Here is a 12,485-nt window from a genome sequence, read left to right on the forward strand (position 1 = left end):
ACCTGACGGGACCGACCTCCGCCCACGCGCGGAGGCCCTCTCTTGCGCACCCCTCCCTTCACATGTCCTGAACGACCCTCGCAGCGCGCTTCCGTAACAACCTCTTCATCGCCCCCCCGGGCGCGCTCGCCCGGGGATCGAGCGGCCCTCCCGCCGCGCTCGTGTCGGGCGGAGATACCCGATACAGTTTCGACATGAATCCGCTCGTCCCGGACTTCATCCTCGAACAGGACGCCGAAGGGCAATACGCGGGAGCGGTCGACGCGGCTGTCCTGCACGTCTCGCTGCCGGCGATCGTGGAGCTCGCCGAGCAGATGATCGCGCGCCAGGCGCTCGATCCGGACGCGCTGCGCTCGTTCTTCGATCCGCTGTTCGAGGCCGTGCACCAGTCGGGCGGGTTCGTCGCGACGCTGTCGCCCGCCGGCGGGTTCACCGCGCTGTTCCCCGATCGGCCAGGGCGCAACGTCACCCGGCACGCCCGCAGCGCGGCGCTCGCGATGCGGCGCAGCCTCCTGGAGCTCGCGGCGCGGCGCACGCTGGGCGCCGGGGGCGCGCAGACGCCGTTCAGGATCGGGCTCGCCTGGGGCACGGTCCACTGGACGATCGTGCGCATCGCCCCGGATCGCGCGTACTTCCTGATCTACGGCCCCGCGATGGAGGCCTGCCAGGCGACCGACCGCGGGGGGGACGACAGCGAGCTCCACCTCGATCGCAGCTTCCGCGAGCGGCTCCCCGCGGCGAGCGCGCGGGAGAGCGTGGCGGAGCTCGACGAGGCCGATCTCCTGAGCGGCCCCCCCTCGCTGACGATCACGTCGGCCCCGACGGACGCGGACGTCGAGGCGTTCCTGCCGCCGGGCGCGGGCGATCTCGCGCCGGAGGGCGAGATCCGCGAGGTGACGACGGTGTCGGTCTCGCTCGATCGGGTGGAGAGCCCGACGGAGCTCCTCCAGCAGCTGCACGAGATCTCGGCGATGTACGGCGCGACGTTCGCCGGCATGACCGTGACCGAGCGCGGCTTCGGCGCGCAGTTCTACTTCGGCGCGCCCGTCGCGCACGAGAGCGACCACGATCGCGCCCTCGACTTCGCGCTCGAGCTGAAGAGCAACGGCCTCGGCGTGCCCCGGCTCGCGGTGGGCGTCACCCGCGCGCGCTGCCTCGTCGGCTTCTTCGGCGCCGTGGGCCGCCGCGAGTTCGCGTGCGTCGGCCGCGCCATCCACCTCGCCGCGCAGATCGCGCGGAAGGCCGCGCCGTCGTCGATCTGGGCGGACGAGCGGGCGTTCCGCGCGGGCGAGGCGAGCCACCAGTGGTCGACGGAGAACATCTTCCGGTTCGACGGGTTCGATCTGCCGATCCTCGTCTACTCGCTCGAGCGGCGGCGCATCGCGGTGCAGGAGGAGTTCTACGACCTCGGCCCCATCGGCCGCGAGGTCGAGCTCGGGCGGCTCACGCAGGCGCTCGAGCCCCTGTTCACCGGGCGCTCCGCGGGCGTCGTGTACATCCTCGGCGAGGCGGGCATCGGCAAGAGCTACCTCGTGCACAGCTACCGCCACCAGCGCGCGCAGCTCATGGACATGCGCCCGCTCCTGTGGATCGAGGCCCGCTGCGATCAGACGCTGAGGACCCCGCTCTACGCGTTCGAGTTCGCGCTCAAGGAGTACCTCGGGATCTCGTCGGAGCTCGGCCAGCGGGCCAAGGAGGCGGGGCTCGATCTCGCGCTGGAGCTGCTCCTGGAGCGGCTGCCCGAGAGCTGGACCGAGGTGCGGGCCGGGATCGACAGATCGCGCGAGGCGCTCGCGCGGCTGCTCAGGCTGCGCGGCCAGGAGGCGGGAGCCGAGGCCGGGGGGCGCGACGAGGTCCTCGGGGCGCTCGCCGCGCTGCTCGTCGCGGAGAGCTCGCTGCAGCCGGTGGTGGTGCACCTCGACGACGCGCAGTGGGCCGATCGGACCTCGCTCGACGCGGTGCGCGCGATCACGGCCGCCTGCAGGGACCTGCCGCTGGCGGTGATCTGCTCGGCGCGGCCGGCGGCGTCCTCGGGGGAGGGCGTGGACGCCCGCATCCCGCTCGACGCCGGCATCCCGTCGCAGGCGATCGAGCTCGCGCCGCTCCCGGCGGAGCGGCTGCTCGCGCTCGCGGAGCCGTTCTTCGGCGGCCCGCTCCCCACGATGCTCGGGTCGCTGCTCGGCCAGACCGCGGGAGGGAACCCGTTCTTCGCGCAGGAGATCCTCGCGTACTGGCTGGAGGACGGGCGGTACGGGTCGGCCCACGACGCCGCGCGCTCGAGCCGGTTCATGCCGCCGCGGACCGTGAACAGCCTGCTCGTCGCGCGGCTCGAGCGGCTCGAGCCGCGGACGCGGCAGACGGTGATCTCCGCCGCGGTGCTGGGGCGCGAGTTCGACACGCGCGTGCTCGCCCGGATGATCCCGGACGCCTCGGCGCTCGTGGATCACCTGCGCTTCGGCGAGGCGCAGCGGATCTGGTCGCGGATGGGGGAGCACCGCTTCGAGTTCTGCACGGTGCTGATCCGCGACGCCGCGTACGGGATGCAGCCGATGGAGACGGCGGAGCGGCAGCACCGCCTCGCGGCGGAGGCGATCGAGGCCGTCTACGGCGACGATCTCGAGGATCAGCGCGCGGCGCTCGACAGCCACCGGCGGCTCGCGGGCTGAGCGCGCCCGGCCGTTCTGGCCGGCGGGGCGCGGGCGGTACGTGGGCGGTACGTGGAAGCGCGTGGAAGCGCGTGGAACCCCCTCGACGCCGCTTTCGAAGTGCGGCAACTGTCCGCGCATGAGCACGGCCCATCACGAGGCTCACGCGGCCCCGGCGCACGACGTGAGCGATCACCATGGCTTCGACGGGGAGCCCGCCCGCGCGCTGCCGGCGGACGAGCCGCCCACCCCGAACTGGGTCCCTGCGCTGGGGCTCGCGGTCTTCGTGGTGGCTGGCGTCACGTGTCTCGCGATGAACAGCGACGACGACGGCGCCGCGGGGCAGGCCGCGCCGGCGGGCGCGCGCCCGGCTGCGGCCGAGGTTCGCCCGGCGGCGGCCGGCGCTCGCCCCGCCCCCGCCGGCGCCCGCCCGGCGACCGCCGAGGCTCGCCCTGCGGCGCAGCCCGGCGCGCGCCCTGCGGCGCCGACCGGGCCCGCGGCGGGGGCGGCCGCGGAGGCCCTGAGCGCCGCCGCGGCCGAGCGCGCGGCGGGCACCGCCGCGCCGGGCCCGGCGAACCTGCGCAAGCTGACGCCGCAGGAGGTGGAGCTGGTGCGCAAGCGCATGGAGGCGCGGCAGAAGGACGGCGCTCCGGCTCCGTCGAAGTGAGCGAGATCGTGGTGGACCCCGCCGCAGCGCGCATGCGCACGGTGCTGGTGCTCGGCGCGGGCACGATGGGCCAGGGGATCGCGCAGGTCACGGCGGTCGCCGGCTACGTGACGCGCCTCTACGACGTCGAGGCCGCGCGGATCGGCGCGGCGATCGAGGACATCAAGCGCTCGACCGATCGCCTCGTCCAGAAGGGCAAGATGCTCAACGAGGCGCGCAGCGAGATGATCGGGATGCTCGTGGCGTCGCCGGATCTCGAGCGCGCGGCGGCGGACGCCGATCTCGTGATCGAGGCGGTGCCCGAGCGGATGGACCTCAAGGTCGAGGTGCTCGGCCGGGTGAAGGCGTCGGCGCCGGAGCGGGCGCTGCTCGGCACGAACACGTCGAGCCTGAGCGTCACGGAGCTCGGGCGCCGGCTCGGCGCGGGCGGGCGCACGATAGGCCTGCACTTCTTCAACCCGCCGCCGGTGATGGAGCTGCTCGAGGTGGTGCGGGGGCTCGAGACCGACGAGGCGACGGTGACGGCGGCGCTCTCGGTGGCGAGGCGCCTGGGCAAGACGCCGATCGTGGTGAACGACACGCCCGGCTTCGCGACGAGCCGGCTCGGCGTGGCGCTCGGCGCAGAGGCGATGCGGATGCTGGAGGCCGGGGTGGCGTCGGCCGTCGACATCGATCGGGCGATGGAGCTCGGGTACCGGCACCCGATGGGGCCCCTCAAGCTGACGGACCTCGTGGGGCTCGACGTGCGGCTCGCCATCCTGGAGCACCTCCACCGCGAGGTGGGGGAGCAGTTCCGGCCGCCGGTGATCCTGCGGCAGATGGTGCGGGCGGGGAAGCTCGGGAAGAAGACGGGGGAAGGGTTCTATCGGTGGACGGAGGCGGGGGCCCAGCCCAGCGACGGCTGGCGTCGCGGGTAGGGCGCGCGGCGGGGGCCGCGCGCGGCCGAGGGCGCGCTACCGGTTCAGCTTGTCCTTCTTGGCGTTCTCTTCGGCTTCCTTCTGGCGCTCGGCCTCGCGCTGGATGATGCGCTCCTTGACCGCGGCGTAGTCCTTCTCGTCCTTCACCCGCCGGTCGACCTGCTTCTGCCGCTCCGCCGCGGTCGCCGGATAGCCGGTCGCCTTGGGGTTGCTCGTCAGGTACGCGCTGTAGGCCCCCCACGCCTCCTTCACGGCCTGCCAGTTCTTCTGACGCTCGCGCAGATCGGCGAGGCAGAAGAGCACCTTGGCGTGGAGCTCCTCCGTGCCCTTCTTGCCGATCGCCGTGGTCCAGGCCGTCTCGGCCTCCGCCATGTTGCCGGACTCGAGCATCGCCTCGCCAAGCAGGTAGAAGCCGAGCATCTTCGAGGAATCCAGCTTGATCGCCTCCTGGAACGCCGCGATCGCGCCCGGGATGTCGCGCGCCACGAACGACGCCTGGCCCTTCAGCACCTGCTCCGTGTAGGGGCTGATGCCGGTGTGCCCGCTGGGATCTTTGCGCTGCGACGAAGCAGCGTCGGGCGCGGCCTCCGCCGGCTCGGGCGCAGCCGCCTGCGGCTTCTCCTTGCCCGCAGGCGGCTGGGCGGCGACCGGCGCCGCGGAGAAGACGACAGCGAGGGCGAGCGATGCGACGACAGCGAGCGAGCGGTCCTGCATGCCCGCCAAGGTACCGCAGCTCAGGCAGGGCGCGCTACTTCCGCCGCGGCCTGAACGGATCCGGCGGCAACCCGGCATCCGGAGGCCGCCCCGCATCCACCGGCGGCCAGCCCGCATCCGGCCAGCCCGCGTCCACCGGCGGAAAGCCCCCATCGGAGCCAGCGTCCGGCCAGCCCGCATCCGCCGGTCCCCCGGCGTCCGCAGGCAGCTTCCCCGCATCCCCCGGCGCGCCCCCGTCGATCGCCACCCCGCCCTGCGCGCTCAGCGACACGAGCCGGCCGTCCGGCTCCGGCGGCCAGAAGAAGCGCTCCTCCGCGCCCGTCTTCCGGTCCACCAGCTTGGCCCAGCTCGCGCGCGGGTTGTCCGCCATCTGCACGCGCAGCCGCGTCGTCACGCCGTTGTCGAACGTCGGACGGCGGAGCAGGGCGCCCGGCGGCCGCTCCGGCGCGTCCCCCGTCAGCGGCACGTCGAAGCGGACCCGATCGAGCAGCTCCTGGCCAACGTACAGCTCGATCGCGAACCGGCCCATCACCCGCGCCGTCGCCAGAGGCCGGTCGAGCGCCACCGGCCGCACCCGCACGACCGAGCCCCTCCCCTTCGCGTACTGCACGTCGAAGACCCACTGCTTCGCGCTGGGCCGCGGGGCAGGGTCCGGCGCATACCCCGCGCGGGACGGCGGAGCCTCCGGCTCGGCGACGGCGACCACGCCGGCGGCGGCGAGCGCAAGGCCAGCGAGGAGCCCCAGGGCGGCGCGGGTGAGAGGGCGAGGCGAGGTCATCGGGTACCGGAAGGAGGCCCGAGCGGCAGGGCCGCCTCGAGCGTCGCGGAGAGCACCTCATCCCACGCCGAGCCGTCGCCGTCGAGCGCCACCCAGAGCTCGCGGAGCTCGTCCGGCACCGGCGCGATCGCCGCGCAGAGCTCGCCGCGCTCGTCCGGCACCGTGACGCGCAAGGCGTGCAGCGCGACGCGCGAGAGCGCGATCACCCGGCCCCTCGCCGTGGTCACCGATCGGGCTCCTCCGTGGTCGCGATCGCCGAGGAGCGGGGCCCCCGCGTGCGCCGCGTGCACCCGGAGCTGGTGCGTGCGGCCCGTCACCGGGTCGAGGCGCAGCAGCGTGGCCGGCGCCGCGCCGCCGCCCGCCGAGGCGACCGCGCGGTAACGCGTCGCCGCGTCCCTCGCCCCGGCGCCGCCCACCGCGGGCAGGCTGCGCCCGCCCCGCGACCGCACCGCGCCGATGGGCGCATCCCACGTGCCCGACCCCTCGACGCGCCCGCCAGCGACGCCGACGTACACCCGCGCGATGCGCCCCGCCTCGCGCATCGCGGCCAGGTGCCGCCGGCCCCGCGCGCCCGTCGCGCACAGCACCGCGCCGCTCACGCCGACGTCGAGCCGCGAGGCGGCGTGCGGCAGGTCGCGCAGCCCGAGCAGCTCCGCGACCTCCGTGACCAGCGACCGCGTGCCCCGGCGCTCCGGCTCCGTCGGCAGCGCCGCAGGCTTCGACGCGACGAGGAGCTCCCCCCAGCGCGCCAGCACCTCCACCGGCGGCGCCCCCGGCGCGTCGCGCCGCGCCGGCCACACGGCGAGCTCGTCGCCGAGGGCCACCCCGTCGCCGGGCCGCGCGCGCCGGCCGTTCAGGAACGCGCGCCCCTCCGCCGCCGCGCCCGCAAGGCCCCGCGACGCGCCGCCCGCGCGCTCGAGGACGTCGGCCACCGTGGGGCCGTCCGAGGGCCCGACGCGGAACCGCGCGGCCGTCATCCGAGCGGCGCCGAGCGAGGGGCAGCGCCGCCGCCAGGAGCTCCCCCGGCGACGACGCCCGGCGACGACGGCGAGGCGCGCTCGTCCAGGCGCTCGACCACGCCGCGATCACCGTCGATGCGGAGCCAATCGCCCGTCTTGATCGCCAGCGTCACGCCGGGGACGTTCACCACCGCAGGGATGCCGTACTCCCGCGCGACGATCGAGGCGTGCGACATGGGGCCGCCGAGCTCGGTCACGACCGCGGCGGCCACCAGGAACAGGGGCGAGAGGCCGACGTCGGTCGTGCGCGCGACCAGCACCTCCCCCGGCGCCACCGCGTCGAGCGCCGAGGCGCCCGGCTCGAGCACGCGCGCCCGCCCCTCGACGACCCCGGGGCTCGCCGGCAGCCCGAGCAGGCGCTCCCCGGACGCAGGCGGCAGCACGACCGGCGGCGGCCGGCCGATGAAGGTGGCCGGCGGATCGGGGCGCGCGGCGTCGCGGAGGTGCTCGGCGCGCCGCAGCCGGACGAGGTGGCCCACGTCGGCGCGGCCGCTGGAGAGCGCCGTCGCGAGCTCCTCGTAGGTGCAGAAGAAGACGCTCCCGGGCTCCAGCGAGGGATCGAGGCGCCGGAGGCGCCGGTCGATGTCGAGCGCGACCCTGCGCAGCATGCCGAGGACGCGCGTCACCCACGTGCGCATGCGCTCCCGCAGGCGCACGTAGCGCTGCGCGCGGCCGACGAGGGCGCGCAGGAGCGCGAGCTCCAGCCGCGGCACGCGCGTCTCGAGCATCGCCATCTCCCGATCGGCGAGCGCCCGAGCGCGCGCCAGCGCGCGCTCGGGATCACCCGGCGCGCCGCGCAGCGACGCCGTGAGCATCGCGACGACCGGCGACGGGTCCTCCCCCCAGCGCGGCGTCGCGAGCTCCGCCTCGCGCACCGCGCGGTCGCCGTAGGCGTCGAGGAACCGCGCGTACGCGTCGCGCGCCGGCCCCTCGGGCAGGTCGCGCGGCCACAGGACCCCGCCGGCGAGGAGCCGCTCGCGCGCCGTCCGATCCTGCATGACGAGCTCGGCGACCCGCGCGAGCTCGATGCCCGGCCCCGCGCTGTCGAGCTCGCGCACGCCGCCCGCGAGCACCTGCGCCAGGTGCTCGACGTTCGTCTCCGCGCGCCCGGCCGGCGCGTCGAGGTGCGCCTCCCCGGAGGCGGAGCGCGCGGAGGCGCGGCGGCCCGCGATGCGCTCGAGCGCCTTGCACAGCGCGAGGTGGCTCGCGAGCGACGCCGACGCGCAGTGCAGCATCCGCGTGCCGGTCCGCTCGAGCAGCATGAAGACGCTCCGGAGCGTGGTGCCGATGGCGTCGTCCGGCAGGAGCGTCATGTCGAGCTCGGAGAGGGCGCGCTGCGCCCAGAGCGCCTCGCCCTCGTAGGCCGCCACCTCGCGCTCGAGCCGCGCCTGCCGGAGGAGGAGCCGCGGCCCGGTGAGCGGCAGCCGCGCATAGAAGCCGCGCCGCGAGACGCCCTCGCTCTGCTCGGCGAGCCGCGCGATGAGCGCCTCGCTCGCCCCGCCGCTCATGCCGAGCAGCGCGCGCGGCGAGAGCCCCGGGACCTGCGCCGCGATCCGCATGAAGGCGGTGAGGTTGAGGTAGAAGCGCCCGTGCACGTTGGCCACGAGGCGCGCGCCCCGCGGCACGCGGCAGCCGAGCGCGGCGAACGCCTCGCGGAAGCCCCGGTCGGAGAACGCCCGCGCCACCGACCAGGTGAGCGGCGTCGCCGCGCCGGGGAGCGCCTCGCCCACGTTGGCGCGCGACCAGATCGTGTCGGCGTCGCCGCCCTCGGGGAAGCCGCCGCCGCTCACCGGGCGCACCTGGAGCAGCCACACGCGCCGCGCCGCCGGGGAGGGCGCGCCTTCGCCGGCTTCCCGCGCCACCGGAGCGGACGCGCCCGCCGCGGCGGCGGCCTCCGGCGGGTCGGACGGCGCTTCCCCGTCGACCACGAGCGCCGCGCCGGGCGGGCCCTCGCCGCGCTCCTCGACCGCCTCGACAGCGAACTCCACGTCGAACGGGCCCTTGCCGCCTTGCTCGAGCCGCTCGGCGAGCTCGGCGAGCTGCCGCAGCGCGGCCTCGCCGAGCGCCGGCTGCTCGGCGCTCGGCTCGGGCACCGGGACCTCCTCGAGCCCGGCCGCGCCCACGACGAGCGCGCGCCGCTTCTGCGCCACCGCCGACGCGACGACCCTGCCGCCGTCGCGCGCCAGCCGGATCGTGTCGGCCGCCGCGGCGCCGTCGACGACCGGCGCGCCGAGCCCGAGCGTCGCGTTCACGAGCCGCTCGCCGGCGTGCCAGTGCTCGCCCTCGAGCCCCGGCGGGGGCGCGGTGAACAGCACGCCCGCGGCCTCGGCGCGCACCATCACCTGCAGCACGACGCCCATCGCGACGTCGCGGACGCCGGCGTGCGCGAGGTACGCGAGCGCGCGCGGCAGGAAGGCGCTCGCCCAGACCTGCCGGATCGCGGCGTCGAGCCCGGCCTCGCCGCGCACGCCGAGCACGGACGTCGCGAGCCCCGCCATCGACGTCTCCTCGCTGTCCTCGCACGTGGCGCTGGACCGCACCGCGAGGCCCCACGGCGCCTCCTGCTCGACGGCCTGCCAGAGCGCCCGCAGCGCGGTCGAGAGCGCCTCGGGCAGCGGCTCGCTCAGGATGCGGTCGCGCGCGCGCGCCGCCCGGTCGACGCCCGCCCTCGTGCCCGAGAGCCGGATCAGCGTGGCGAGGTCGTGCCCCGGCGGCAGCTGCCGGTCGACGAGCTCCGTGAAGCACCGCGCGTCGAGCACCCACCCGCGCGGCACCGGGAAGCCGTCGCGGAGCAGGCGGCCGAGCGAGGCCGCCTTGCCGCCGACGCGCTTCGCGCTCGTGTGGCGGCGCAGGCCGGCGCTCTCGAGCGGCTTGAGCCACTCGCGCACGGTGGGCGGATCGGTCGCGCCGTCGGCGCGGGCGGTGCGTGTGGGGTCGGCCACGTCGATGCCGAGGGAGTAACACGGTTCGGCGGCCTGGGTCAGGGGCATGTGACGGCCGGGCCGCCGCGATCACGGCGGCGGCAAACCGCGCTGGATCCGCTCGTGCCAGAGCACCATTTCAACGCCGCCAGGCCCCCGATTCCAGGCGTAGTCGTGCGGGCCGGGCACGACGTGCAGGGTGTGGGTCACGCCGTCCTGCCGCAGCCGATCGCTGAGCGCCTGGATGGCGGGCAAGAAGGGGTCGGCCTCGCTCGACACGAGCCGGAGCGCGACCGCGCGGCGCTCCATGGCCCGGCGCGCGAGCGCGGAGAACATCTCCGCCTCGCCCGCCCGCACCGCGGGCTGCAGGGCGCCGACCGCGCCGAAGACGTCGGGGAACGACAGGCCGACGAGCAGCGCGAGGCGGCCGCCGAGGCTCACGCCGTCGATGCCGGTGGCCTCGCGCGCCGCCTGGCAGCCGCCCTCGGCGCGCGCCCGCGGCAGGAGCCGCTCGACGAGGAAACGGCCGAAGCCCGCGGCCCCCTCGACGGAGCGGTCGCGGAGGTCGGGCGTGAACGGCGTGGCGATGCAGAGCCCGCGGTAAGGGTGCGCCTTCAGCGAGGCGTTGAGCTGCGCGAGCCGCTCGGGCGTCACCATCTGCCCGAGATCGTCCGGCGTGAGCGGCGGCGAGCGGAGCCGCCGGAGGGCCGCGTCGAGGCCGTAGTCGTCGCGCCACCCGCGCGCGCCGACCTCGAGGCCTCGCACCGCCTCGCCGCGCCCGTGCAGCGCGACGAGGAGCGGCGGCGCCGGCGCGGCCTCGGGCGCGAGGAGCAGCGCGCGCTGCGGGCCTTCGCCCTCGGAGGCGGGCTCGAACCGGAGATCCTTCCAGGCCGAGGGGGCCGCCTCCTCCGGCGCCGGCGGTGAGGTGCCTCGCCGGCACGAGGGCGCGGCGAGCGCGGCGAGGCCGAGCAGCGCGCGCCGGCGCGAGAGCGGGGGGATCGTCGTGGCGGCCATCGGCGGCGAGGGTAGCAGCGGGGCGCGGGCGCAGCCCTGGGCAGGCCCACGTGCCCCCATGTAGGCTGCATGGGTCCGGGCGAGGGCCCTCAAAAGGGGGAGCGCTCATCGGCGAGACGCGCCGATCCTGACGAGGCCCGAAGGGCTCCGTCGGCCCCGGGCGAGAGACCCGTGACGAAAGGGGACCGCTCATGAGCCGTGAGACGAAGGGGGACGTCGGGCCGCGCGCAGGCGGTGCGCCGGGCAGCGTGGAGGGCGTGATCGCGGACGACGTGAAGACGCTCCACAGCATGGGCTATGCGCAGGAGCTGCTGCGCAGGATGGGGGGCTTCTCCAACTTCGCGATCTCGTTCTCGATCATCTGCATCATCGCGGGCGGCATCACGTCGTTCCAGATGGGCTTTTGCAGCGTCGGCGGCGCCGGCATCGGCATCGGGTGGCCGGTGTGCAGCGCGCTCACGCTCTGTATCGCGCTCACGATGGGCCAGGTCGCGTCGGCGTTCCCGACCGCGGGCGGCCTGTACCACTGGGCCTCGATCCTCGGCGGCCGGGGCTTCGGCTGGGCCACCGCGTGGTTCAACCTGATCGGGCTGATCACCGTCCTCGCGGCCATCAACGTCGGCGCCTACCTGTTCATCATGAGCTCGCTCGGCCCGCTGTTCGGCGTGGATCTCGCCGCGATGCCCGCGGATCGCGCGCTGGTGACGCAGGCCGTCGGGGTCACGCTCATCACGGGGACGCAGGCGCTCTTCAATCACCTCGGCATCCGCGTCACCACGCTGCTCACCGACTTCAGCGGGTACCTCATCCTCGTCGTCTCGGTGATCCTCACCGCCGCGATGCTCTTCTACGCGCCCGCGATCGACGTCGGCCGGCTCGTCACGTTCACGAACTACAGCGGCCCGAAGGGAGGCGACGTGTGGCCGGAGACGGGCAGCATGACCACGCTGTTCCTCCTGAGCTTCCTCCTGCCCGCGTACACGATCACGGGGTACGACGCGTCGGCGCACACGTCGGAGGAGACGATCGGCGCGGCGCAGACGGTCCCGCGGGGCATCGTCCGGGCGGTGCTCGTCTCCGGCGTCTTCGGGGCGCTGATGCTGAGCGCGATCGTGCTCGCGATCCCGGACATGGATGAGGCGGCGTCGAAGGGCGGCGGCGTCTTCTTCTGGGTCATGGAGCGCGTCATCCCGGAGAACCTCCGGATCGCGCTCTACGCCGGCATCTCGGTGGCCCAGTACCTCTGCGGGCTGGCGACGGTGACGTCCGCCTCCCGCATGACCTTCGCGTTCGCCCGCGACGGGGGGCTGCCGCTCTCGGAGCAGCTGCGCAAGGTGAGCCCGAAGTTCCGGACGCCGGCGACGGCGATCTGGGTCGTCAGCGCGCTGACGATCGGCTTCACCGTGTACACGCCCGTCTACTCGACGATCACGGCCGTCTGCGTGATCTTCCTCTACATCTCGTACGTGATGCCCACGATGATGGGCGTGCGCGCCTACGGCCGCACCTGGGTGAAGATGGGCCCGTGGGACCTCGGCCCGCTGTACCGGCCGCTCGCGATCATCAGCGTCCTCGCGTGCCTGATGCTGATCGTGGTGAGCGTCCAGCCGCCGAACGACAAGGCCCTGGGCATCATGCTCATCGTGTTCGCCGTGACGGCCATCGTCTGGTTCGCGCTGGAGCGCCGCCGCTTCCAGGGCCCGCCCCAGGGGGTGATGATCCAGCAGCGAGAGCGGGAGATCGCGGAGGCGGAGCGGGCCGTCGGGCAGATCGCCGCGCGCGGCGGGCCGTAGGGATCCGGCGGAAGAGA

The 12,485-nt window shown here is 75.3% G+C and carries 9 protein-coding genes; 4 read left to right on the forward strand and 5 right to left on the reverse strand.

From position 1 onward, the window contains the following. The first annotated feature begins 194 nt into the window (after nucleotides 1–194). From WMF12_RS41280 to WMF12_RS41290, 3 genes are all read left to right on the forward strand, one after another. Entirely contained in the window at nucleotides 195–2,666 is a 2,472-nt protein-coding gene (locus WMF12_RS41280) for an AAA family ATPase (RefSeq protein ID WP_437854137.1), read from the forward strand. A 118-nt stretch (nucleotides 2,667–2,784) separates the two neighbouring features. Further along, entirely contained in the window at nucleotides 2,785–3,312 is a 528-nt protein-coding gene (locus tag WMF12_RS41285) for a hypothetical protein (RefSeq protein ID WP_437854139.1), read from the forward strand. After that, nucleotides 3,309–4,229 carry a 3-hydroxyacyl-CoA dehydrogenase family protein gene (locus tag WMF12_RS41290; protein WP_437854141.1) on the forward strand — a complete coding sequence of 307 codons (921 nt, stop codon included), beginning with the start codon at nucleotides 3,309–3,311 and terminating at the stop codon, nucleotides 4,227–4,229. Before WMF12_RS41285 ends, WMF12_RS41290 begins: the two co-directional genes overlap by 4 nt. Nucleotides 4,230–4,265: 36 nt before the next feature. Here the strand turns inward: WMF12_RS41290 and WMF12_RS41295 are convergent, their stop codons facing one another. Genes WMF12_RS41295 through WMF12_RS41315 form a run of 5 tightly spaced genes read right to left on the reverse strand, consistent with a single transcriptional unit; the run spans nucleotide 4,266 to nucleotide 10,675 of the window. Beyond that, nucleotides 4,266–4,943 carry a tetratricopeptide repeat protein gene (locus tag WMF12_RS41295; RefSeq protein ID WP_437854143.1) on the reverse strand — a complete coding sequence of 226 codons (678 nt, stop codon included), beginning with the start codon at nucleotides 4,941–4,943 and terminating at the stop codon, nucleotides 4,266–4,268. A gap of 34 nt (nucleotides 4,944–4,977) precedes the next feature. Beyond that, nucleotides 4,978–5,721 carry a hypothetical protein gene (locus WMF12_RS41300; protein ID WP_437854145.1) on the reverse strand — a complete coding sequence of 248 codons (744 nt, stop codon included), beginning with the start codon at nucleotides 5,719–5,721 and terminating at the stop codon, nucleotides 4,978–4,980. Next, nucleotides 5,718–6,698 carry a pseudouridine synthase gene (locus tag WMF12_RS41305; RefSeq protein ID WP_437854147.1) on the reverse strand — a complete coding sequence of 327 codons (981 nt, stop codon included), beginning with the start codon at nucleotides 6,696–6,698 and terminating at the stop codon, nucleotides 5,718–5,720. Before WMF12_RS41305 ends, WMF12_RS41300 begins: the two co-directional genes overlap by 4 nt. Next, the gene (locus WMF12_RS41310; protein ID WP_437854149.1) at nucleotides 6,695–9,730 is read right to left on the reverse strand and encodes a PEP/pyruvate-binding domain-containing protein; all 3,036 of its coding nucleotides are present in this window, start codon (nucleotides 9,728–9,730) and stop codon (nucleotides 6,695–6,697) included. Before WMF12_RS41310 ends, WMF12_RS41305 begins: the two co-directional genes overlap by 4 nt. A gap of 21 nt (nucleotides 9,731–9,751) precedes the next feature. Next, a complete protein-coding gene (locus WMF12_RS41315) occupies nucleotides 9,752–10,675 on the reverse strand; it encodes an alpha/beta hydrolase (RefSeq protein ID WP_437854151.1) in 924 nt (307 codons plus the stop codon). Between the two features lie 290 nt (nucleotides 10,676–10,965). On the opposite strand from WMF12_RS41315, the gene WMF12_RS41320 reads away from it, so the two are divergent. Further along, nucleotides 10,966–12,468 (forward strand): amino acid permease, encoded by a 1,503-nt coding sequence (locus tag WMF12_RS41320; RefSeq protein ID WP_437873945.1) that lies wholly within the window; start codon nucleotides 10,966–10,968, stop codon nucleotides 12,466–12,468. Nucleotides 12,469–12,485 lie beyond the last annotated feature (17 nt).

The organism is Sorangium sp. So ce363 (assembly GCF_051520435.1).
GTDB lineage: Bacteria > Myxococcota_A > Polyangia > Polyangiales > Polyangiaceae > Sorangium > Sorangium cellulosum_B.